Here is a 23,855-nt window from a genome sequence, read left to right as displayed (position 1 = left end):
TTACAAAAACAGATTAAAAATCTGGAGTACATGGGTCCGGATTACAAATCCGGACCAACGCTTAGTTTATATTACTCCAGCTCAAATACCTGATGATACTCGGGAATAGCAACATGTTTAAAACCTGTATTTTTTAACCTTGTAGCGAAATGCTGCTGCACCTCGTATTCACCATGAACCAAAAACAACTGTTTCACCTTTGCCGGATCCTGACAAGATAAAAAATGCAGTAAATCTTCATAATCGCCATGTGCACTCATCGATTTTATAGAACGCACCTCCGCTTTTACTTCATATTCATCGCGGAAAATTTCAACTACTTTTTGTCCGGCAATTAATTTACCGCCAAGCGAATTTGGTTCGCAATAACCCACCATTAAAATCGTATTTTTCTGGTTGCTGATGTTATTTCTGATGTGGTGTTTCACCCGGCCAGCCTCTGCCATACCCGATGCCGAAATAATTACACATGGCCTTGGATCTTCATTTAAAGCTTTCGATTCTTCTACACTTTCAATAAAACGCAGCCCTTTAAAAGCAAAAATGTCATGATCAACTTTTAAAATTTCCTTAACACCATTATTGTACACTTCAGGGTGGTTTTTAAGAATTTCGGTCGCTTTTGATGATAGCGGACTATCTACGTAATAAGGCACATCAGGCAATTTGCCTTTGAGTTCCAATCCGTTTAAAGCATAAAGCAATTCCTGTGTGCGGCCAACGGCAAAAGCGGGAATAATTACTTTGCCTTTTTTTACTTTACAGGTATTGGTGATGATCTCCAACAGCAAATTTTCAATCGGATCGAGGTCTTTATGCAACGAATCACCATAGGTAGATTCCATTAAAATATAATCGGCCTGATCAAACTGTTGCGGGCTTTTTAAAAGCAGGTCGCCATAACGGCCCACATCACCAGAAAAAGTAATACGTGTTGGTTTCCCATCTTCGGTGATGGTAAGATGAACCGCAGCGCTGCCCAAAATGTGGCCGGCATCGGTAAATTTCAAATGTATATCAGGTTCAATTTCAAAGTTTTCTTCATACTCCACAATCTTCATCAAACTTAATGTTCTGGTAACATCTTCTTCCGTATAAAGCGCTTCTTCCATTTCCTCTCCATGGCGGAGGTGGCGGTTAGCGTATTCGGTATCCTGCATCTGGATTTTTGCCGAATCCATCATCAGTATCCGGGCAAGGTCCATCGTGGCCGAAGTACAAAAAATTTTGCCTTCAAAACCTTCTGCAACCAGTTTGGGCAATAAACCACAATGATCAATATGCGCGTGGGATAGAACGAGGTAGGTAACTTTTTTGGCATCGAAACCAAAATAATCGTTTAATTTATCGGTAACGCGGCCCATCCCCTGGAATAATCCGCAATCTAATAATATTTGGGTACCGTTTTTTAAGGTAATAAGGTGCTTACTCCCCGTAACTGTACGGGCGGCTCCATGAAAAGCAATGTTCATCTAGAAATGTTGGTTAGAAAATATTTAGAATAAAAATGCCAGATATTTCCGGCACTTCCAATTCTTTAAGCATTTATTTCTGATGCTTTATCTTTAACCTTATCCACAACACTGGTGGCTTTCTCGGCCAATCCTGCTAATTTATCTTTCGAGGCATCTAAAAGATCAGCAAAAAAGTCTGTTACCTTACTTTTAAGATCGCTGGTAGAATCTGATGATAATGCCAATGCGATGGTTGCACCAAGTGCTGCTCCGGCTAATACGCCTACTATAATTTTTGTCTCTTTTTTCATGATCTTAGTGATTTACTTATTAAACATATTTAATCCACAGGTGTTTTATTTTTTTCATCTTACAAAAACCAATCCACAATGAAAAGTATATTTTTTATTGATCTCGACAATACCATTTATTTTACAAAGCCGAACGAAGAACAGTTAATGGGTGAATTATATCGCTTTTTAGAAAGTCTGGATTTAGGAATCAGTAACGAAGACTTTCAGCTCGCCAAACAGGATATGCTAAGAACCCCTTTTTTAAAAGTGGCTAAAAAATATGGTTTTAGGGAAGAAGTAATGCCCGAAGTGCTTTCTTACCTTGAAAACCGCGAAGTAAGCAAGCCTTTGAAACCCAGTGATGATTACCATTATATCAAAAGCCTGAAGGGGCGGAAATTTATTGTAACAGCAGGCTTTCAAAAACAACAGGTATCGAAAGTTAAAATGCTGGGCATTGCCGGTGATTTTGAGGAGGTGTGTGTTGTGGATGTTTCTGTTAATAATAAGAAAGACGTTTTTGAAGAGTTGATCGATCAGCACAATCTTAACGTTAACGACATTTTAATTATTGGCGATGATGCTGATTCAGAAATTAGGTACGGACTGGAACTGGGAATCAGCACTTTTTTACTCGATCCAGGAAATTTGCACCCAAATGCAGAAAGTACATTTAGAGGGAATGATTTGAGTAATTTACATGCAGCGGTGGGTCAGTAATTTAAACCATATTTTTCATAGACTGTCACTCCAAGCGAAGTCGAAGGTTAACATATCAGGATGAAAAATTAAATCACCTATCGCTAATTCCTATTATTAAGCAACAATATTTGTAGTTTTTTGGAGAGCAATTTTCTGCAACTATCTAAGCCTCTCCCGCTTTCCGTTTTACTTATCCCAGTGAAAAACTGGGATTACGTGTTCACTCCAACCGGGTCTGGTTGGCTCGTCAGGCGGTGCTATTTTTGGCTGGGTACTTATCTGCACAACCCTTTGTTTCTAAACCCGGTAGCAGCGGCAGCCTCCGATCCTTTATCGGAGCTATAGCGAATAACGGGATTGCCGTTTCAGAAGTACTACTGATCCTTAATTTACAAACTCAAAGATTTAATAACTCCATACATCCTTGCTGTTAAGCGATAAGATCTTTTAAACAAAAAAGTCCCGATTTTCATCGGGACTTTTCCATCTATCCTCTACCACCTCTTGATGGTCTTCCGCTTTCACCACCACCTCTTTGTTGAGGCGGAGCTTCCGATCTTCTTTGTTCTTGTCTCTGTTGTTGTTGCTGCTGTTGCTGAGCCCTCTGTTGTTGAGCCTGAGCATCACGCTGCGCTCTTTCCTGTTGCTGTTGTTGTGCCTGTTGTGCACGTTGTTGTTGCATTTGCTCATTACGTTGTTGCTGAGCCTGCGCATCGCGTTGTGCCCTTTCCTGCTGCTGTTGCTGTGCCTGTTGTGCACGTTGCTGCTGCATTTGCTCATTACGTTGTTGCTGTGCCTGCGCATCGCGTTGTGCCCTTTCCTGCTGTTGCTGCTGCGCCTGTTGTGCACGTTGCTGTTGCATCTGCTCATTACGTTGTTGCTGTGCCTGTACATCGCGCTGAGCCCTTTCTTGTTGCTGCTGCTGGGCTTGTTGTGAACGTTGTTGTTGAATCTGTTCGTTACGCTGGGCTCTCTGTTGCTCCATTTGAGCCGCACGTTGTTGATCATCTGCACCTCGTTGTGGCTGAACATCACGTTGCGTACGTTGCTGATCCTGGCTCATGCGATCCTGATTGCGCTGCTGCCTCATCTGCTCTAAACGTTGCTGATCCTGACCGCGGTTGGCATTATCCTGTCTGTTGCCATTATCAATACCATTGGTTCCTCCACGGCTAACACGTCCGTTTGCATCCCTGTTGTAAGCTTCGCCCCTGTTATTTGGCTGGTTGTTATCTCTGCCATTATTTCTATCAGGTTGTGTAGCATTGCGGTTATCCCTTGATCCGAAACGGTTATCGTTATTGCCTGGATTACCACCTCTCTGATCGCGGTTGGTATAACCTTCATTTCTTCCACTTCTGCTGAAACCCGCATTGCCCTGCTCAAATCTTTTAGGTGCAGCACTGCGGTTATCCACATTACGCTCTGGTCTTGGTCTGTAAATAGAAACCTCTCTTCCTCCAACCCTGCTTGCGCCAGGTCTTGAACTCTGAGCATACCTATAAACAGTTACATCCCTGTTGGTTGCACGTCTGATATCTTCAACCCGTGGTCCGCCATAATAAGTTCTTCTGTTATACACATAAGTATTATTGATGATGGTTGTGTTACGGATATACACATTGTTGCGGCCATAATCATATCGTGGGAAAGTATTGATATAAATATTACGCTGCGGAATAAAATTCCAGCAGAATTCCGGCACTACATAACGGCGGCCAAAGCTTAAATTAATACTGATGCTTGGTGCCATTGGTGCCCAGCCGTAATAACCATCGCCACTTCTCCAGTCAACCCATGCCGGTCCCCAATTGGTATCAGGCAACCAGATCCATTGTCTGTAACTGTTAATTACCCAACGGCCGTAGTGGAAAGGTGCCCAGCCCCAATCGTAATTGGAAACCCAGGTATTGCCATATTCTGTCATGGCCCAACGTCCGTTTGTATAGTATGGACGGAAATCACTTTGATCTACATCCGGACGCCAAACGTAGCCATATTGCGGATCCTGAATCCAGGTTCCATAAGGCGAAAGTTCGTCGTAAAAAGTTTGTAAAGAAACATTGCCAGTGCTGTAACCATCATCCTGGTAATCGTTTTGATAGTCTTGTGCCCTGACAAGGGTTGTGGTTCCGGCAAGGAGCGCAAAGAGCCCCAGCACAAGTGCCGTAGATTTCAGTGTTTTCATTTGTGTGTTTTATTTTTAATAACCTAATGTGTGTGTATCAATTAGAGAACCAAAAATGCAGATGGTTTAATATGCAAGCATAGTTTTTTGCGTTTTCCTTTAAATATTGCCCCGGAAGGCATATTTAACTAATATTTAACGTTTTAAGTACGTTTTAATTGTGCAGAAAATTAGTCAGTTAGAAATAAAATTTGCTACACCTTTACTTATAAAAGAGATTATATTGCCAGTACCCTAAAGTTTAGAACTTAAATTCTATTTATTGTGAGTATTTTTGTAACATGCAAAAAGGCACTTTATACCTCGTTCCCGTACCATTGGCAGAAGAGGTAGCACACAAAACATTTACTCCTTACCTGGTTGATACCATTAACCAGATTGATACCTACATAGTAGAAAACAGTAAAACTGCACGCCGGTTTTTAAAGGAGGCGGGATTAAAAACCCCTCAAAAAGATCTGATCGTACATGATTACGGCAAACATAACCGTACCGATTTGGGTCAGTTTTTTGTTGAGCTTAATGCCGGGAAAGATGTAGGTTTAATGAGCGAGGCAGGCTGCCCGGGCATTGCCGATCCGGGTGCAGATATTGTAGCTGAAGCACATAAACGCGGTATTAAAGTGGTTCCATTGGTAGGCCCAAGTTCAATTTTGCTTGCTTTAATGGCATCGGGTTTTAACGGACAGAGTTTTGCTTTCTGGGGATATTTACCTATCGACAAGGAGCAGCGTACCAAAAGAATTAAAGACCTGGATTTATCGGCAAGCCGTTATAAACAAACTCAGATTTTTATCGAAACCCCTTTCCGTAATAACCAGCTTTTCGAAGAGGTATTAAAAAGCTGCAAACCCAACACGCAGGTTTGTGTAGCCAGTAACCTCACAGCAGAAAATGAATTTATTAAAACCCAGAGCGTTTATAACTGGCGCAAAGAGGAGATAGACCTGCACAAACAGCCAACTATATTTTTGTTGTATTAAGGGGTTCATTCGTTTACTTGTCATTAGTTCATTGGTGGTTAACTGTTTAAATTGGTTAACTGGTTTTGCAACTTCCACGCTTCCGTCATCTCGACTGGAGCGAAGCGGAACGGAGAGATCTATTTCAGATAGATTTTATTTGACTACCACAACTTTCAAAAAATCAAAACATATCCAACATCACGTTGGTTGTTAATACAGCGCTCTGCAATATTATTCACCTAAATTTTACAGTTATGAAAAATACAGGCACACCAAAAAACAATCCAACGGTTCAGGGCAGTTCAATAGCAGATCGTGCAAATCATGATGTTAAAACGGATAAAAAAATCCAGGGTATAACCAATGGCGGCGGGCAACGGTCTGACCAGACTTCTAATAAAGACAATCAAAGGAAACAAGACAATAAGAAATAATAAAAAAAGGTGGTGATCGCGTGATCATCACCTTTTTTGTTAATCATAAATTACTAATCCGAAGGATGTCCGGGATAAACACCTTCTGTAGCAATGATATATATTGCACCTTCTACTGACGGAAGTTTAGGCAAGGCAAAGTTCGACATGCCATCGCCACCATACCTTGTTTTGAGGATAGAAAACAACTTTATATTTTTAGTAACGGACAGCAGCGAGCCATCACATTTAGCAAATCCTACCGGTGCATAATCACCGGCAAAAAGGGTTATAGCACCCAGCATTAAATCCATAGCGTTTTATTTAGTGTTTAATACTACTAAATAAGCAAATAATTCTTATTTCGCCATTACATTATAGAAATTATAATCCGTCATAGGTGCTCCTGTAATGCCTAAATTATGGCACATAGTGATGATCTGACCACGGTGATAAGTACTATGGTTAAAAACATGCAATACATATTCAAAATTCTGGAAATCGGATGTAAACCACGGACTCTGAATTTCTGTTTTCTCATTAAACTTATCTTCTCCAATAGCAGTAACATAAACAGCCAAATTTTCTGACTGCTTCAATAATGAATTAAAAACATCAGCTAAACTTCCATATTCCTGAAACTCAAACTCGGTTTTGGCAAGGATAGAATACCAATATTCCTGTGTTTGTAAAATATGCGCAAGGGTTAACTTTACACTTTTAAAACTCGACGGCACTTCTTGTTCCAGTAACTGCTGCGGATGTTTTTTTAACCAGTTTATCAAGGTCAAATTTGCCCAGAAATTGTAGTTAGCATAATTTTTCATCAAATAAACAAGGGAGGTTTCGTCCGTTGTTTCTGCGAATAATTGTTCTTGTACCATATCTTTTTTGTTTTAGTTATACAAAGAAAACACCGGGCACTGACAACCCTATGGCAGCGTAAAACCAGATTAAAAAATATTTTTTGCCCACTGTTTACTTCTTTTATTAAGGCAAAAAATGCATTGCAAAACTCTTTTTTAACAAAAAAATTATCCTGAAATACGATAGTTGACGTAAATTTTTAAATACAAATAAGATTTTAAATAATTACAACACATACTAATTAAGTTTTCGTGTAAAATTCTGATATAGGCCAAAATTTATGTAACACGTTCTGTTACATTTGTTTCATCAGCACTTAAGGATTAACTAACCTAAACAAAACATGAAAAAAAATCTAAAAAGAATCGCTATCGTTGCGATGGTTGCAATGGTAATTGCAGCCTGTAAAAAAAACCAGGAATCGGCACAAACAGTACCACAGGAAACTGTAAAAAATGCCGACAAAGTTTTGCAGTATATTAAAGATCTGGGCTTCCCTGCATCGAGTATCGTAGATAACGGAAGTGAATTTGTTGTAGAAGAAGATATTTTGTTTCCTAAAAACATGCAAATACCTGCTGATGGTGTTGGTACAAAAATCGAACAATATTATACCGGTAGTATTGTAAACGCAACAAAAAAACTGAACATCAGGATTTTTGTAGATCCATCTATGACATCTATGAGCAGCGAGATCAATAGTGCAATTGCTCAATGGAATGGTGTACCAAATTCTACCTTGCGTTTTAGTATTGTAACCACAGCCCCTTACGATATTTTAATTAAAGACGAAGCTTTAGCTGCATCTCCGGGATTCGTAACCTGCGGACAGGCACAATTTCCATCGGGAGGTAGTGCAGGAGCACTTGTACGCATTAATAAATCGGCTATAGCAGGTAATTCTTTTGCCCAACGTGCACGAACCATTTGCCACGAATTTGGTCACTGTATTTCTTTCAGACATACCAACTGGTCTGCCCAAGGCGAATCTACAGCAACAAATGTACCTGGCGTTCCCGGAACTGATGCCTCATCATTGATGAATGGTGGTCAATGCAATTCGGGTGCTACAGTATTATCGCAAAAAGATAAAGACGCAACAGCTGCCTTATATTAAACCCAAAATAATCAATTAACCTAAACCAAATCCTTAACCAGTTGAAGATGAGCTCGGGTATCTACACGATACCTGAGCTTATTCTTTAGCTAAAGCAATGATGTCTTTCCCTTCCAAAACACGTTTTTCATCGTTATGGCTTAAGGTGTTAATCATTGCCTGCCCCAGCTCGGCCATGGTACAGAAACCACCAGGGTAAATGGCCCTGCCAACCGGAAATAACCAGTTAATATACTTATAGAATTTATGTGCATATTTCTGCCCTGGCAATGGTTTAATAAAACCCGGGCGGAAATTAAAAACCTGCTCAAAAGGTAATTTTGTTAAATCGCTTTCGGTTTTGCCTTTTACCTGTGCCCATTTCAAACGGCCGTTTTCATTGGTTCCTCCGCCAGAAACATAACAAAAAGTCATATCATTATTGAGCTTACTTAATGTTTGCGCTACATGCATGGTGAGGGTATAGGTCATTTTGTAGTAGGTATTGTTATCAACGCCTACTGAAGTTATCCCTAAGCAAAAAAAACAGGCATTATAGCCGGTTAGCTCACTTTCTATTTTCGAAAAATCGAAAAAATCAGAATGAATAATTTCTTTGAGTTTTGGATGAACATAACCACATGGTTTGCGGTTAATGACTAATACGCTGTTAATTTCGGGACTATTCAGGCATTTCATCAATACGCCTTCGCCAACCATCCCGGTAGCACCGGTGATGATAACGTTATTCTGATCTCTGGTTTTTCCCATGATAATTATTTAAAAAATAAACCGACAGGAACGGGCATTGTTTACTATAATATAAAAAAAGAGCAACCGGTTAAAGCTGCTCTTAGAAATTATCTTGATGTTGGACTTTTCATCTGGTAATCTTTTGGAGGTTCTGCCCCTAAAAGGTTTTGGACAAAATAATCCCAGCGGCGACGCATCATGTAAGGTGAGTAAGCACCATAACCATGGGCACTGTTTGGAAAAATAACCAGGTCGAATGATTTATTGGCTTTTTCAAGCGCCTCCACTACCAATAGTGTATTATATGGCGGCACGTTGTCATCCATTAAACCATGCACCAGCATCAGTTTTCCTTTAAGGTTTTTAGCATAATTTTGATTCGCCTGAGCTTCATAATCTGAATTTTCTACCAGGCCGTTATAGCGTTCGCCCCAATCGTCCTCGTAGTTTCTGTTATCGTGGTTTCCTGATTCGGAGATACCTACTTTAAAGAAATCGGGATAACGGAACATGGCCGCAGCAGTAGCAAAACCACCACCAGAATGCCCCCAGATGCCAACTTTTGTAGTATCAATAGGATATTTTGCCGAAAGCTGTCTGATGGCAGCAATCTGATCTGGCAAAGTATTTTCGGCCATATTGCCATAGCTCATATCGTGGAAGCTTTTAGAACGGTCAGGATTGCTGGTTCCCTCTATCACCACTACAATAAAGCCGAGTTCGGCCAAAGCCTGGTTATCGCCACGCGATGCGGCAAATGCCCAGCTACCCACACTACCACCCTGCGGACCAGGATAGATATAATCGATAACCGGATATTTTTGACTGGCATCCATTTTTGTTGGCGTAAAAACCAAACCATAAATATCAGTTTTACCATCTTTAGCTTTAAGTGAAACCGGGGTTGGTGCTTTCCAGCCTGTAGCGGTTAATCTCGAAACATCTGTTTTTTCTAGCGTGTTGATCAGTTTTCCATCGATGCTCCTTAATACGGTAACAGGCGGCACATCTGGTTGTGAGTAACTATCTACAAAATACCTGAAAGACGGAGAAAATACCACCTGATGATTTCCGGCTTCTGGTGTTAAAAGGGTTAAATTTTTACCGTCGAAGCCAATTTTATACAGGTAACTGAAATAAGGATTACCTTTTTCGCGGTCATTGGCGAAAAAATATAGAGTTCTGGATTTTTCGTCCACTTTAACCAAACGCGAAACCACAAAATCACCTTTGGTAATCTGGTTTTTCAATTTTCCACTACCGGAATCGTACAAATAAAGATGCCCCCAGTTATCTCTTTCCGAGTACCAGATGATTTCTTTCGATGCCGGAAGATAGCGCCAGTTAATCGCGCCCTGACCCGACTCGAACTGTGTTTTTACGGTTTCTTCGAAAACTTCTCTGACCGCACCTGTGGTGGCATTGGCAATACGGAATTTTTCGTTTTTATGATCGCGGGAGGTGGACAAAAAGGCCACTTCTGAGCCGTCGGCTTTCCAATCGATATCATCAAAAGTACCGCTGCTCGAAATATCATCGCTTAACGTTGCGCGGTGCGGATCGGCAGGAATATTCAGTGAAATTACTTTTGGATTTTCTACATCAATGATTACCCTTCTGATGGTCGCGATTTGTTTATCACCCGGCAAAGGATATTTCCAGGCTTTTAATACCGGCGCGCCCACATTCGTGGTTACCAGGTACATATCTTTTGAATTGCGTTGATCTTGCTGAAAAGTGGCTATCTTTTTCGAATCAGGCGACCAGCGTAAAATTGGCGCATCGCTGTGTTTCCAGCCTGCGTTATCGGTGGCGTAACCGTAATCTTTAATGCCATCGGTAGTGAGTTGTGTTAATTTGCCGGAGGCCACATCTTTCATAAAAAGATTGTAATCTTTAATTAAAATGGCTTTTTTGCCATCGGGAGATAAAACCTCATTGCGGCCTCCCATGCGTCGTGATGGCATTTCGCCGCCTTTATAATCGGTAGTTGGGATTTTGGTTTTCTTTACCGGATCTACCAAAAAAGTTTGTTCGGTGCCATTGTTTTTGATACTGTACCAAAATTTATCACCTTCAAGCCAGTTGGGCTGCCCGCTGGCATTGTCAATGTACTTTGCGGTATTATAGCTCATAAAACTTTCTGCTCTTTCGTAATCGTTTACGGTTAAAGCTTTTTGCTGAGCATTTGCTGTAATGGCTAAAGTACAAGCCGTTACAGTAAGCCAATATTTATTTATCATGTTAGTTAATCTTGCGATAAAAATAATACTGTTTTGGCAAATGATTGGTATTAATCGTGATACAAAATTGGAGCGGAGAGCGTGGGGCGTTGAGCGAAGGGCGATTCTATTTGCGTCATAACTTAAGACTTTCGAACATCTGACCTCCGACTGATTTACTTTCCATTTTTACCGCAAAGGACACAGAGAGAATCCATAGAGGGTGCAAAGCTGGGCGGCTACTTAAGATACAACCAAACTTCGGACTTTCGGACATCTGACATCTGAATATTAACACAAGTAAGAAACAAACTTTAAACGTTTATCGCCAAACGCCCACGCTTTTTCAATTAAATTTACTACTTTAGCATAAACAACAGACATGAACAGAAAGAGCTGTCTTCCTCCTCCAACACCTTAATAAATAGCATTGCTATGTAATGGCATGGTGCTGGTTTATTACCGGTACTTAAACTTTGCCTAAACAATTTATTTATTAATTTATGCCCTACTGGGGACGACAGCTAGTTTTTTATGAAAAAATCATATCTGGTATTACACTTTGCGGTAATACTTGCAGGTTTTACCGGCATCTTCGGTAAACTTATTTCCCTTAACGAAGGTCTTTTGGTTTGGTATAGGGTATTCTTCTCGGCTATTATTTTATTGCTGGTTTTAAAACTGTTTAAGGTTGCAACCAATATTAAGTTCAAAGAAAAGTTTCATATCACTAAAATCGGGATGTTTATTACTGTACACTGGGTGTTTTTTTACGCCAGTATCAAATACTCGAATATTTCGGTTGGTGTGGTGTGTTATTGTTTAACCAGTTTTTTCACTGCAGTTTTTTCACCATTAATTAACAGGCAAAAATTTAACCTATCCGAACTTTTATTGAGTTTGCTCACCCTTTTCGGCATAGCCCTGATTTTTCATTTCGATTCTTCTTTTCAACTGGGAATTGGTTTAGGCGTGATATCATCAGCATTTGCTGCGCTTTATACAATTTATAACGAAAGATTGGTTAAGGTGTACGATAGCAGGCTGATCAACTATTACCAGATGCTTGGCGGAACAATTGGTTTAGGTATTTTACTTCCGGTTTATCTGCATTTCTTTCCGGTTGAAAGCATCATTCCAAATTGGAAAGATACAGCTTACCTGATTTTACTGGCTTCTTTTTGCACCGTTGGCCTGTACATTCTGTTTGCCGAATCTTTGAAAAGGATTTCTGCATTTACAGTAAACCTGAGTTTCAACCTCGAACCTGTATATTCCATTATACTGGCTTTTTTATTTTTTAACGAGGGCAAAGAGCTGAATTTATCTTTTTATATCGGTTTAGCTTTTGTAATGACATCTGTTATTTTACAAACGTTTATTTCGATCAGAAAATAGTTAGAATCTAATACCCAAAAGTGCTGATTGCGCTTTTGGGTATATTGAAAGTTAAAGGAGTTCGATATAACCCTCCGCACCATTTACCCTGATCTGTTGCCCATCTTTAATCAGTTTGGTTGCATTTTCTACACCAACAACTGCCGGTAAGCCATACTCACGTGCAATAACGGCACCATGAGTCATCAGGCCGCCAACTTCAGTAATCAGGCCTTTAATGGCTACAAATAATGGCGTCCAGCTTGGGTCGGTAAAGGTGGTTACCAATATATCTCCTTCTTCCAGGTCAGCATCTTCTATGTTTAAAATTACACGTGCCCGTCCTTCTGTTACACCAGATGATACCGCCAAACCTACAATGGCATTATCCGGAAGATTTTCATGGTGATATCTGCCTGAAATAATTTCACCATCAGAAGTGATTACACGTGGTGGATTAAGTTTTTCAAACAACAAATGTTCTTCTTTTCGCTGTACAATAAGATTTTCATCGAGTTTATGGGTAACGACAACTTCCTTTAATTCCTCGAAAGTGAGGTAATAAATATCAGATTTTTCGTTAATTACCCCGGCTTGTAAAAGCTTTTCGGCTTCTTTCATCAAGGCTTCTTTATAAATATAAAAACGACTAACGATTCCGTATTTTGGATATTCGCGATAACCGGCAAAATTGCGGAGCAGGCTGATCATTTCTTTGGTTTCACTGATTTTTTGTTCACTTTCTGGTAATAACGCGAGCCTGTCCAATAATTCTTTTTCTTTTTCCAAAGCCTGTGCTCTTCCCTGATTAAATTTCAGCTTACCGGCATCTGGCTCAAAATTTTTGATATTACTGAGGATAACCGGAATCAATATAGATGGTTTTTCTCTCCAACGCGTGTTTGTAATATCAATTTCGCCCGCACACCGCATGCCATACTTATCCAGGTAATCATCAATAGCATTTTTAACTATTTTTCCGCCCTGAAAGTGTAGCAGTTTATCCAAAAAATGATCGTCTTTAATATCTTGTAAATAACCGATGATTTCAGGATAAGGACGAACTACATCAGCTACATCCAATAGTGCCAAACCCATTTCGGAAGTGATATTATTTGATACGGATTGAGAAAGTACATCTGCTACGTTTTTTTCACCTAACCATTCGCCCATTTTTTCATTAATCCAGGATGCAGCGTTCATAGCGGCGATGATCACACTGATATGTTTCGAATCAAATGTCATCTTTTTTGATAGCCCGATGTCTTCAAGAATAAAATCAAATAGCTCCTGTCCTGATTTTGTACGGATATTTTGTTTTAACATTTCTATCGATGCTTCACTATGTTTAATCAGTTCAAAAACAATTGCCGGGTTATTGCCCACCTGTGCTAAAATATCAGGAGCTGATAATCCTTTGGTGCTTTTAACAAGCACAGGCTCTTTTCCATCATCCGGCAACAATTTTATAAAATCTTTGCGTTCAGTAATGGTAATCAGTGCATCTTTAATCAACGGATCGTGCTGCGCCATGGCCTCCAGTAAGCCATCCTTTCCTGCAGGGGTTTTCAGGTTATCTGTAACATCTACAAATAATCTTCCGCCCGCTTTAAACATGGGCCTGGCGGCTCTTAACTGCCATAAAGATAAACCGAGTGGCCTCATTGGGTCGGTCATCATTTGCTGATGACCAACAGAAATATAAACATGATTCTCCTCATTGCCTGCCTCAGGCACCGGATATAAAGTTGTGATTGGCCTGCTCTGAACGATATAAAACAGGCCATCGGCCAAACACCATTCGATATCTTGTGGCCGGCCGAAATGTGCTTCAATTTTTCTTCCTATACCTTCGAGTTTCAAAACCTGTTCAGCTGTAAGCGCTTTTTGATCTTGTTGTTCAGCTTCGATTTCTTTTGAAATGGTACCTCCCCCTTTTATGGCCTGAATGGCCAATTTTTTGAAAGATATTTTCTCACCAACAATTTTGCCATCATTAATCTGGTAACTATCGGCATTTACCAAACCCGAAACCATGGCCTCACCTAAGCCAAAACCGGCATCGATAGACGATACTTTCCGGTTACCGGTAATGGGATCGGCAGTAAACATAATTCCGGCTACATCAGCAAACACCATTTTCTGTATTACAACGCAAAGCCGGACTTTATGGTGAGCAAAGCCATTATGGATGCGGTAAATGATGGCCCGATCGGTAAATAAAGAGGCCCAGCACTTGCTGATATGTTTTAGGATAGCCGTTTTCCCAACAATGTTCAGATAACTATCCTGCTGACCCGCAAATGATGCTGCAGGCAAATCTTCTGCAGTAGCACTAGATCGCACTGCAAAAGCATCATTTTCATTAAATTTTTTGAGGAAAGCTTCAATTTCATCAGTTATATCTTTTGAAACCGGTATGTTTTCGATAATTGTCCTGATTTTTTTACTGATTTCGCTAATTACATTCAGATTTTCTGCCTCAAGCCCTTCCAATTCATCTAATAAGTTTTTTAGCTCCTCATTGTTTCCAATTATTTTTTTATAAGCTTCGGTGGTGATGCAAAAGCCATCAGGTACAGTTATGCCTTGAATTTTTGATAGTTCGCCCAGGTTAGCACCTTTCCCTCCTGTTGTTAAAAGATCTGACCTGCTGATTCCCTGAAAACCAATTATGTAATTACTCATATGTTTCTTTTTTTATCTGGTCGAAATTTCAATCCTCCTGATCACAGCAAGAAAAAACGCTGTATTTCAACACTTTAAACTATTAATCAGGAAGAAGAAAGGTCAAAAGTATAGGGTTAAAACTGCGAAAACAACGTTTTTTAACTATATTTTTCCAACCGCAATAAGGGTAGCCGTATCTACGTTATCCTTACAACAAACAGACAATATTTAATATCAATTCTCTTCAAAATATTCCTTGATTCTGAAAAATGATTTAGATGTTAGGCTCGATAAAATCCAGCCAATTTATCTGCAATTTTTAAAACGAAGACGTATTTCTCACCAGTGGAATTAAGGCAGTGGTTTAATGAGCAGTTCGTGTAACTACATTTTGTCAAAATAAGTGTTAACAAAACCGTTTATTTTGACATTTTTGTTAAATCAAATCGGACAGGGAAATTTTCTGGCAGTTATCTTTCTACAATTAGAATCCAGCCCGGTGATTGATTATTAGCTAAAATTGCAATTTTTACAACCTTAGATGAGAACCGACCTGAATAATGAGCTGGCCACCAAACCCCACTACCCCATACTAGACGGCCTTCGCGGTATTGCTGCCATAATCGTTGTTACCTTTCACCTTACCGAGCCTTTAGGAACAGGACACTTAGACATTCTGGTTAACCATGGTTACCTGGCAGTAGACTTTTTCTTTTTATTATCGGGTTTTGTAATGGGCTACGCTTACGACGACAGGTGGAATAAAATGACGGCCGGCAATTTTTTTAAACGCCGTATCCAGCGCCTTCAGCCTATGGTAGTTTTAGGAATGACCCTTGGCGCGATCGGATTCTATTTTACGGATTCTACCATATGGCCACTCATCCATACCATTCCTGTCTGGAAAATGCTGCTGGTAATGTTGATCGGTTATACGATCCTTCCCGTACCCTTATCGCTTGATATACGTGGCTGGGAAGAGATGCATCCTTTAAATAGCGTAGGATGGTCATTGTTTTTTGAATACATTGCTAACATTCTGTATGCCATCTGGATCAGGAAATTTTCCAAAACGGCTTTAAGTATTTTAGTTGTTATTGCGGCTATTGCACTTGCACACCTGGCCATCACAAACGGTGATGTAAGCGGTGGCTGGACATTGAATGTGGAACAGGTACGCATTGGGTTAACCCGTACCATGTACCCTTTCTTTGCCGGTTTATTACTCTCACGCATAGCGAAGCCTACCCAAATTAAAAATGCATTTTTATGGTGCAGCCTTTTGGTAGCCATTGTACTCTATATGCCGCGTATTGGAGGTGCAGAGCATCTCTGGATGAACGGGCTTTATGAATCTGTTTGTATTATCATCGTCTTCCCGCTGATAGTGTACCTTGGCGCGTGTGGGGTAATCCAAAGCCAGAGAGAAAACAGGATTTGCAAATTTTTGGGTGATATATCTTATCCGCTTTACCTGGTGCACTATCCGCTGGTTTATTTTTATGTTGCCTGGATCAGCAACCATAAAGGTATAACAATTGTTGAGGCCTGGCCTTATGCGCTACTCATTTTAACCAGTGCGATTGTTTTGGCCTATGCCGCATTAAAATGGTATGATGAGCCTGTTCGAAGATGGTTGCGAAAAAAGCTTGTTTAAAATGAGAAATGATAGCCTAAAAGTAACTATGGTTGTTTAAAGCGGAGAGGGCGGGATTCGAACCCGCGGTACCTTGCAGTACACACGCTTTCCAAGCGTGCTCGATCGACCACTCTGACACCTCTCCTTGTGGGTTGCAAAAATATATTTTTTATTGGTAAAAAAAATGCTCCCGATATAAAACCGGAAGCATTTTCTGAAATATCTGTCAGAAATTAATCTATAACTGTAATTTTCAACATATTGGTTTTACCTTTTGCTTCGATTGGAATAGCAGCAGTATTGATTACGATATCGCCCTGTTTAACCAGTTTTTTGCTTTTTAAGAACTCATTTACCTCAATAATGGTATTATCGGTACTTTCCCACTTATCATAGTAGAAACCTCTAACGCCCCAAAGTAAACTTACTGCATTTAATAAAGCCCTGTTGCTGGTAAAAATAAAGGTTAAAGCTTCCGGACGGTGGCTCGAGATTTCGAAAGCCGTGTAACCGCTTAAAGTCATTGATACAATACCTACCGCGTTGGTTTGTTTCGCCAAGAAACAGGCCGAATCGCAAATTGCATCACTTAAGAAAGACGGGGATTTTGGTTTTAAAAACTTATCAGGATTGAAAGGATAGTTGTTCTGTTCAATGTTCTGGATAATTTTTTGCATGGTTTCGATTACGATCAATGGAAATTCTCCAACTGAAGTTTCGCCACTCAACATCACCGCATCAGCACCATCCAAAACGGAGTTTGCAACGTCGTTCACCTCTGCACGTGTTGGACGAGGCGTAGTAATCATGCTCTCCAACATCTGTGTAGCTACGATTACCGGCTTAGATGCTGCCCTACATTTGGCAACAATCATTTTCTGTAACAATGGCACCTCTTCCATCGGACACTCAACACCCAAATCGCCACGGGCAACCATAATACCGTCAGTTACCGCAATAATCTCATCGATATTTGCAATGGCTTCTGGTTTTTCAATTTTTGCAATTACGCGTGCAGTTTTACCACGCTCTGCAATAATTTTTTTAAGCTCGATAATATCTTCAGCCTTACGTACGAAAGATAAACCGATCCATTCTACATCATTTTCTAAAACAAATTCTAAATTTTCGCGGTCTTCAGGAGTTAAAGAAGGGATAGAAACTTTAGTATTTGGAAGGTTTACACCTTTTCTGGAAGTTAAAATACCTCCGTGAACAATCTCGCAAACTACCTCATCTTTTAAATTGGTAGAAATTACTTTCATTTGCAGTTTTCCATCATCCAAAAGGATAATTTCGCCAGCCTGAACATCCTGAGGGAAGTTTTGGTAAGTAATATAAATACGTTCTTCGTTACCAACACATTCGTTGGTTGTAATTACGGTAGTTTTACCATTGATGAGGTTAATGCCACCTTCTTTTACCAAACCAATACGGATTTTAGGGCCTTGTAAATCGGCAAGGATACCTACATTATAATCGTATTTTTTGTTTAAATCGCGGATGGTATCCAAAACCGCCTGGTGATCTGCCTGCGATCCGTGTGAAAAATTTAACCGGCAAACATCCAGCCCTGCATTAAACATACTATATAATACTTCTGGTTTTGCTGATGCGGGCCCAAGCGTGGCAACAATTTTAGTTCTCGAATGAAAAGGTTTCATTTAATTTAATTGATTTTTAGCAATGCAGTTTAAGAAAGCACTAATTATTATCTAAAATAATCAAACTGCATTAAATTTTATATATTTTGTTCTTTTGTTCTTCGTTTGTAACCGTCAAATATAGTGTATTTAATACACCAAGTATATAATTTTTATATTACCAAATTCTCCCTGTTCTTCAACTTGGTCGGATCTATCTTTGCAGCTACCTGTATATCAGGCAGTTTATTCAGGCCATTGATCAGATACTCAAGATCTTCCTTATCAATAAATTCTTTAATGATAATAAAAAAATCAACCTTATTCATCTCCGGAATCAGGAAACCATCACTGCTTTTATTGCAGATTAAGTAGTATTCTACCTCGCCCTGCTCTACAAAAAAATAATATTTAGAGAAACTCCATGCCGGTTCATCAATATTAAAAAATATTTCATGATCCTCTATTTTTTCAAATTGTGTGTTTAACCGGGTATTAATTTTGTGGCAAAGCACATAGTCTTTTAGGGGTGCTGTGATCGCAATTAGTATAAAATCAAGGTCTAAGGTAAGTTTTAGGTAAGTCTTATTCAAAGCGAAATAAATTATTTACAGAACGAAATTAAAAAACTAATTCTATATTCGCTGTGTTATTGAGATACCAAAATTACGTATCGAAATAAAAACATTTGAAAATTGTAAGAATTTATTTTTCTTTGCACAGAATTATTTAACCATTAAATTATAAAATTATGTCTGATATTGCTTCAAGAGTTAAGGCTATTATCGTAGAAAAACTAGGTGTTGACGAAAGCGAAGTTACGCCAGAGGCTTCATTCACCAACGATTTAGGTGCAGATTCTTTAGATACCGTAGAGTTGATTATGGAATTTGAAAAAGAATTCAATGTAGCTATTCCTGATGATCAGGCTGAAACCATCGGTACAGTTGGTCAGGCGATTGCTTATTTGGAAAAAAACGTTAAATAGAATTACGCTTTTTCAGTATAAATGGAATTAAAAAGAGTAGTAGTAACAGGGTTGGGTGCGCTCACTCCTATAGGCAATAATGTTCCCGATTTTTGGGAAGGATTGACTAACGGGGTGAGTGGCGCTGCTCCTATTAAGGGTTTTAACACTGAAAAGTTTAAAACTAAATTCGCTTGCGAGGTAAAAAACTTTAATCCGGAAGATTTTTTGGATAAAAAAGAAGCCCGTAAATTAGATCCGTTTGTACAATATGCTCTTGTATCAACAGAGGAAGCGGTGAAGGACGGTGGTTTTGATTTCGAAAAATTAGATACCAACCGGATCGGCGTAATCTGGGGTGCGGGCATAGGTGGATTAAAGACTTTCCTTGATGAAATTTCAAATTTCGCCAAAGGAGATGGTACCCCAAGGTACAATCCATTTTTTATTCCTAAGATGATTGTAGATATTGCTCCAGGGCATATTTCGATCAAATACGGCTTACGTGGGCCAAATTTTGCAACTGTTTCGGCATGTGCTTCTTCTACAAACGCCATGATTGATGCATTTAACTATATCCGTTTGGGTATGGCCGATGTTATTATCAGCGGAGGTTCTGAAGCCATCATTAACGAAGCGGGTATGGGTGGTTTTAACGCCATGCATGCATTATCTACACGTAACGATGATCCGGCAACAGCTTCGCGTCCTTTTGATAAAGACCGTGATGGATTTGTAGCTGGTGAAGGTGCAGGAACCATTATTTTAGAAGAACTTGAACATGCAAAGGCAAGGGGTGCAAAAATTTATGCAGAACTTGTTGGCGGTGGAATGAGTGCAGATGCTAATCACATCACAGCACCACATCCTGAAGGTTTAGGTGCCAGAATGGTAATGACAAATGCACTAAAAGATGCTGGTTTAACAACTGCTGATATAGATTATATCAATGTGCATGGTACTTCTACCCCATTGGGTGATATTAGTGAAACCAAAGCCATTGGTACATTATTTGGTGAAGATGCTTACCGTTTAAACATCAGCTCAACCAAATCAATGACGGGTCACCTTTTGGGTGCAGCCGGTGCTATTGAAGCTATTGCAGCAATCCTTTCTGTTAAAAATGATATTGTTCCACCAACAATCAATCACTTTACAGATGATCCTGCATTTGACCCTAAGCTGAATTTTACTTTTAACAAAGCGCAAAAACGTACCGTTAGGGCTGCTTTAAGTAATACATTCGGTTTTGGAGGCCATAACGCTTCTGTAATTTTCAAGAAATACGAAGATTAATTTAAAACAGCGCTACTATATAATTTGTATGCTAATTAAAAATAGATAACTTAGTTAAATATGCTAATTAGCCGTTAATTGTGTTATTTATTTAATGCCGATCTTAAAATTATATAAACTTTATCTCTCTCCCGAAAAGGAGTTTGTTAAAAAGCTGAAAAATATCTTAGGCTTTGTTCCTGGCAATGTTACGCTTTATAAAATGGCGTTCAGGCACCGTTCTGTAGCAAAAGTTTTAAAAAACGGAAGCAGAAGCAGTAATGAACGTTTGGAGTTTCTTGGAGATGCTGTGCTGGGATCGGTAATAGCCGAACTGCTTTTTAAGCATTATCCATATAAAGAAGAAGGTTTCTTAACCGAAATGCGGTCTAAAATTGTAAACCGGGCTAATTTAAACCAGTTGGCAAAGAAAATTGGTTTCGATAAGCTTATTCAGTTCGATCAGCGTTCGGTAAGTATCCAAACCAAGCACAATTCGATGCTGGGTGATGCTTTTGAAGCCATTGTAGGTGCCATTTACATGGATAAGGGCTATAACTTTACCAAAGAGTTTTTATTGCGCAGAATTGTAAAACCGCATATCGATATCCACACCCTAGAACTTACGGAAACAAATTTTAAAAGTAAACTGATTGAATGGTGCCAACGCCATGGTAAGGACGTTATGTTCGAACTGGCAGAAAATGGCGAAGGTGAAAGCACTAAACTATTTACCATCAGCGCCGTAGTAGAAGGCGAAAAAGTAGGTACCGGAAGAGATTACAACAAGAAAAACGCAGAAAAATTAGCGGCAGAGAAGGCTTGTGAAGCGTTGAGTATCTAGAGATTGGTTAATCGTATAAATTGTTTAAATCGGTTAATTGTTCAATAGTCATTAGTTTATTGGGGATTTGGTTAACTGTATAAACTGGTTAAATGGTTAATTGTGCAAGCGTGTTAAAACCTATTGCTGAACTCCACACGCCAAGCTTATTGTTAGATGACAGGATATAAGGATATAAAGGCAGCTAAGACTTATAACTCCATACGCCCCACACTACCCCCCCACTCACAATTAATCACTTCAGACCTCCGACCCCGGACTTCGGACTTATTTATACACCCAAAACTCACCTCTCCAAACGCCCAACTCCAAACTACTTTCCTTTCCCAAGCGTATCTGTAAACTTTTTCGATGATTCTTTAATGTATTTAATGTAATCGTAACTGTTCCAATACTGGGCTTTATCAAATTCCGGGCGACAGTTGAGCATGTATTTTTCTAAAGTATCGCCCCTTAATTCAGTATTGCTTTTAATAATACTCTGGTTAAAATACACATCAATCTGCGATTGCTTGATTTCATTGTCGGCATAGCGGCCAAACCTCCGTGCATTTTTCGGATCGGTACCAAATAAATTATACAAAGCATTTAACGGGCTAAATATTGCCGATAGAACGGTTGTTTTACCGTCATTGTACACACCTTTGTTTTTAAATTCACGCTTAATATCGTCAAGATCCTGCTTCTTTGTATTTCCTACAATGGTTACGTCAGCCAGTGTGGTGCTTCCTCTCACCAGATAGATTACCAGGTCTTTTTCGCTGTTTACCACCACACGCTGATCAATCAAATCTCTCTTGATCACCAAAAGTGTATCGCCAATTTTAGCTTTAAGCTGGAACATCCCTATATCATTACTGCCCACGCCTATTCCGGTACGCAGATTGGTGATTTCTGATAAGGCAATCCTGATATTCGAACCTTTTTCGATCACCACACCTCTGATAATGAATTCCTGAGCCTGCGAAATGAAACCGATTGAGGTAAGAACGAGGAGTATAATGGCAAATTTAAAGTTTTTCATTGTAGTTAATTTGTGTGTTTCAAGGTATCGGTGTATTGCTTAGCCGATTCCCTGATGTATTTAACAGCATCGTAATTGTTCCAGTTGCTTACCATGCTGCGGGTGGGGTAATAATCGAGCAAAAATTTGTCGAGGTCTTTCCCTGTTAATGTGGTATTATTTGAAACCAGGTTTTTATTAAAAAATTTATCTACTTCAATTAAGCCTAATTCCTTTTTATAATAACGGTTAAAGTTACGTGCCCTGGCCGGTGTTTTTCCAAATAATTCGTAGAAAAACGTTAACGGGCTGCCACCGAAGGGATTTAATAAGATTAACGGAGGCTTACCTTCAAAAAATGATCCATTTCTTTTAAAGTCTCTTTTAATCGCTTCCATCTCCTGCTTTTTGGTTTGGCCTTTAACCGTAACCTCTTCAAGCGTGGTGCTTCCCCTGATGAGGTACACCACCAGGTCATCATCAGTATTGATCACCACTTTCTGATCGGTTAAATTTTTCTTCGTAACCAATAAAGTATCGCCAATACGGGCCTTTAACTGAAACATCCCGATATCATTACTGCTAGCGCCCATTTTACTGCGTAAATTAATTATCGCAGCTAAGGCAACACGCACATTAGAACCTTTTTCAATCACCACACCTTTCAGCACGAAATCCTGAGCTTTAATTTTTAAACCCTGCATTAGGATGATAAGTAACAGAAAAGCTTTGAAAGGTTTCATTTTATTATAATGAGCTGTTTAAAGTATCTAAATACTGTTTTGCCGATTTTTTAATGTAATCAGCGGCATCATAAGTATTCCAGTTCTTAATTTGTTTATATTTCGGTCTATAATCTAACATAAACTTATTCATTTGCTTCCCGGTTAAACCTGTATTATTTTTAACCATGCCAACATTGAAAAACCGGTCTATTTCCAACTCTTTTGTCTCGTTATCATAATAACGGTCAAAGCGTTTTGCATTTTTCCGTTCTGCGCTAAACAGCTCCATTATTGCGGCCAACGGGTAACGCATATAATAAAGCGGGTTTCTCTTTTTACCATAAAAATAAGTTTTCTTATGGTGCTCTAACCTAACAGCCGATAGGTTTTGTTGTTTGTTTTCTGCCTTAATTGTTACATCATCAAGCAGCATATCGGCCCTAACCAGGTTTATAACCAAATCCTCATTGTTCGGAACAACTACAAAAATTTTATTAAAATGCTTTTTGGTAATCAGTAAAGTATCACCAGGTTTAGCTTTAACCTGAAAGAACCCCATATCGTTACTTCCTACCGCCTGTTTATTATTGATATTGGTTACCACAGCCAGCGCAATGCGGATCTGCGTTCCTTTTTCTAAAATAACTCCTTTGACTGATGTAATTTGAGCGAGCGTTTTTTTAGGTAAAATGAACAATAGCAATGAAAGTGATAACGTGATCAAAAATGCTTTCATATCTATAAGATATTTTTTGTAAA

Annotated in this window: 22 protein-coding genes and 1 tRNA gene; 9 read left to right on the top strand and 14 right to left on the bottom strand. The window is 39.4% G+C overall.

Translation table 11 applies throughout. The features are described from left to right. Positions 1-71: 71 nt before the first annotated feature. On the bottom strand, positions 72-1,472 hold the full coding sequence (locus tag ACTJKC_RS16820) for an MBL fold metallo-hydrolase RNA specificity domain-containing protein (protein WP_440793694.1): 1,401 nt from the start codon (positions 1,470-1,472) through the stop codon (positions 72-74). A 65-nt stretch (positions 1,473-1,537) separates the two neighbouring features. Further along, the gene (locus ACTJKC_RS16815) at positions 1,538-1,765 is read right to left on the bottom strand and encodes a YtxH domain-containing protein (protein ID WP_344852439.1); all 228 of its coding nucleotides are present in this window, start codon (positions 1,763-1,765) and stop codon (positions 1,538-1,540) included. 78 nt (positions 1,766-1,843) lie between these two features. Here ACTJKC_RS16815 and ACTJKC_RS16810 point away from each other — a divergent pair, with 78 nt between their 5' ends. Continuing rightward, entirely contained in the window at positions 1,844-2,467 is a 624-nt protein-coding gene (locus ACTJKC_RS16810) for an HAD family hydrolase (protein WP_440793692.1), read from the top strand. A gap of 469 nt (positions 2,468-2,936) precedes the next feature. Here ACTJKC_RS16810 and ACTJKC_RS16805 read toward each other — a convergent pair whose 3' ends face one another. Continuing rightward, positions 2,937-4,637, bottom strand: coding sequence for a DUF6600 domain-containing protein (locus ACTJKC_RS16805; protein ID WP_440793690.1), 1,701 nt, complete (start codon positions 4,635-4,637; stop codon positions 2,937-2,939). A 281-nt stretch (positions 4,638-4,918) separates the two neighbouring features. On the opposite strand from ACTJKC_RS16805, the gene ACTJKC_RS16800 reads away from it, so the two are divergent. Both ACTJKC_RS16800 and ACTJKC_RS16795 read left to right on the top strand, forming a co-directional pair. Continuing rightward, positions 4,919-5,620, top strand: a complete 702-nt coding sequence (locus ACTJKC_RS16800) for an SAM-dependent methyltransferase (protein ID WP_440793688.1) — start codon at positions 4,919-4,921, stop codon at positions 5,618-5,620. A 236-nt stretch (positions 5,621-5,856) separates the two neighbouring features. Then, positions 5,857-6,036, top strand: coding sequence for a hypothetical protein (locus ACTJKC_RS16795; RefSeq protein ID WP_344852434.1), 180 nt, complete (start codon positions 5,857-5,859; stop codon positions 6,034-6,036). A 53-nt stretch (positions 6,037-6,089) separates the two neighbouring features. On the opposite strand, the gene ACTJKC_RS16790 is transcribed toward ACTJKC_RS16795, so the two are convergent. Together ACTJKC_RS16790 and ACTJKC_RS16785 are read right to left on the bottom strand one after the other, a co-directional pair. Next, positions 6,090-6,329 carry a phage tail protein gene (locus ACTJKC_RS16790; protein WP_440793686.1) on the bottom strand — a complete coding sequence of 80 codons (240 nt, stop codon included), beginning with the start codon at positions 6,327-6,329 and terminating at the stop codon, positions 6,090-6,092. 45 nt (positions 6,330-6,374) lie between these two features. Next, entirely contained in the window at positions 6,375-6,899 is a 525-nt protein-coding gene (locus ACTJKC_RS16785; RefSeq protein WP_440793684.1) for a DinB family protein, read from the bottom strand. Between the two features lie 326 nt (positions 6,900-7,225). On the opposite strand from ACTJKC_RS16785, the gene ACTJKC_RS16780 reads away from it, so the two are divergent. After that, a complete protein-coding gene (locus tag ACTJKC_RS16780; protein ID WP_440793682.1) occupies positions 7,226-7,999 on the top strand; it encodes a M57 family metalloprotease in 774 nt (257 codons plus the stop codon). 78 nt (positions 8,000-8,077) lie between these two features. Here the strand turns inward: ACTJKC_RS16780 and ACTJKC_RS16775 are convergent, their stop codons facing one another. Both ACTJKC_RS16775 and ACTJKC_RS16770 read right to left on the bottom strand, forming a co-directional pair. Then, positions 8,078-8,749, bottom strand: coding sequence for an epimerase (locus ACTJKC_RS16775; RefSeq protein WP_440793680.1), 672 nt, complete (start codon positions 8,747-8,749; stop codon positions 8,078-8,080). Positions 8,750-8,838: 89 nt separating this feature from the next. Then, positions 8,839-10,974, bottom strand: coding sequence for a DPP IV N-terminal domain-containing protein (locus tag ACTJKC_RS16770; protein ID WP_440793678.1), 2,136 nt, complete (start codon positions 10,972-10,974; stop codon positions 8,839-8,841). A gap of 513 nt (positions 10,975-11,487) precedes the next feature. Here ACTJKC_RS16770 and ACTJKC_RS16765 point away from each other — a divergent pair. Next, positions 11,488-12,351 carry a DMT family transporter gene (locus ACTJKC_RS16765; protein WP_440793676.1) on the top strand — a complete coding sequence of 288 codons (864 nt, stop codon included), beginning with the start codon at positions 11,488-11,490 and terminating at the stop codon, positions 12,349-12,351. A gap of 51 nt (positions 12,352-12,402) precedes the next feature. Here the strand turns inward: ACTJKC_RS16765 and ppsA are convergent, their stop codons facing one another. Beyond that, complete coding sequence (gene ppsA, locus ACTJKC_RS16760) at positions 12,403-15,018, bottom strand: phosphoenolpyruvate synthase (protein WP_440793675.1); 2,616 nt, start codon at positions 15,016-15,018, stop codon at positions 12,403-12,405. A gap of 523 nt (positions 15,019-15,541) precedes the next feature. Between ppsA and ACTJKC_RS16755 the strand changes: the two genes are divergently transcribed. Further along, the gene (locus ACTJKC_RS16755; RefSeq protein WP_440793673.1) at positions 15,542-16,657 is read left to right on the top strand and encodes an acyltransferase family protein; all 1,116 of its coding nucleotides are present in this window, start codon (positions 15,542-15,544) and stop codon (positions 16,655-16,657) included. A 42-nt stretch (positions 16,658-16,699) separates the two neighbouring features. Here the strand turns inward: ACTJKC_RS16755 and ACTJKC_RS16750 are convergent. The 3 genes from ACTJKC_RS16750 to ACTJKC_RS16740 all read right to left on the bottom strand — a co-directional run bounded on the left by ACTJKC_RS16750 (position 16,700) and on the right by ACTJKC_RS16740 (position 18,875). Further along, positions 16,700-16,784, bottom strand: a tRNA-Ser gene (locus tag ACTJKC_RS16750). Positions 16,785-16,872: 88 nt separating this feature from the next. Beyond that, positions 16,873-18,303 (bottom strand): pyruvate kinase, encoded by a 1,431-nt coding sequence (gene pyk / locus ACTJKC_RS16745; protein ID WP_344854039.1) that lies wholly within the window; start codon positions 18,301-18,303, stop codon positions 16,873-16,875. Positions 18,304-18,455: 152 nt separating this feature from the next. Next, complete coding sequence (locus ACTJKC_RS16740) at positions 18,456-18,875, bottom strand: IPExxxVDY family protein (protein ID WP_440793670.1); 420 nt, start codon at positions 18,873-18,875, stop codon at positions 18,456-18,458. A 158-nt stretch (positions 18,876-19,033) separates the two neighbouring features. Here ACTJKC_RS16740 and ACTJKC_RS16735 point away from each other — a divergent pair, with 158 nt between their 5' ends. The 3 genes from ACTJKC_RS16735 to rnc all read left to right on the top strand — a co-directional run bounded on the left by ACTJKC_RS16735 (position 19,034) and on the right by rnc (position 21,368). Then, positions 19,034-19,270 (top strand): acyl carrier protein, encoded by a 237-nt coding sequence (locus tag ACTJKC_RS16735; protein ID WP_008508386.1) that lies wholly within the window; start codon positions 19,034-19,036, stop codon positions 19,268-19,270. A 21-nt stretch (positions 19,271-19,291) separates the two neighbouring features. Continuing rightward, complete coding sequence (gene fabF / locus ACTJKC_RS16730; RefSeq protein ID WP_025145352.1) at positions 19,292-20,545, top strand: beta-ketoacyl-ACP synthase II; 1,254 nt, start codon at positions 19,292-19,294, stop codon at positions 20,543-20,545. Between the two features lie 94 nt (positions 20,546-20,639). Then, positions 20,640-21,368 carry a ribonuclease III gene (gene rnc / locus ACTJKC_RS16725; protein ID WP_344854038.1) on the top strand — a complete coding sequence of 243 codons (729 nt, stop codon included), beginning with the start codon at positions 20,640-20,642 and terminating at the stop codon, positions 21,366-21,368. 313 nt (positions 21,369-21,681) lie between these two features. Here rnc and ACTJKC_RS16720 read toward each other — a convergent pair whose 3' ends face one another. Genes ACTJKC_RS16720 through ACTJKC_RS16710 form a run of 3 tightly spaced genes read right to left on the bottom strand, consistent with a single transcriptional unit; the run spans position 21,682 to position 23,832 of the window. Then, positions 21,682-22,392: a hypothetical protein gene (locus ACTJKC_RS16720; RefSeq protein WP_440793666.1), complete on the bottom strand. Its 711-nt coding sequence runs from the start codon at positions 22,390-22,392 to the stop codon at positions 21,682-21,684. A 5-nt stretch (positions 22,393-22,397) separates the two neighbouring features. Then, entirely contained in the window at positions 22,398-23,114 is a 717-nt protein-coding gene (locus ACTJKC_RS16715) for a hypothetical protein (RefSeq protein ID WP_440793664.1), read from the bottom strand. Between the two features lie 4 nt (positions 23,115-23,118). Continuing rightward, positions 23,119-23,832 (bottom strand): hypothetical protein, encoded by a 714-nt coding sequence (locus tag ACTJKC_RS16710; RefSeq protein ID WP_440793662.1) that lies wholly within the window; start codon positions 23,830-23,832, stop codon positions 23,119-23,121. Positions 23,833-23,855: the final 23 nt, after the last annotated feature.

The organism is Pedobacter sp. 22226 (assembly GCF_052045455.1).
Classification (GTDB): Bacteria; Bacteroidota; Bacteroidia; order Sphingobacteriales; family Sphingobacteriaceae; genus Pedobacter; species Pedobacter jeongneungensis.
This window is presented reverse-complemented; position numbering and strand designations above follow the sequence as displayed.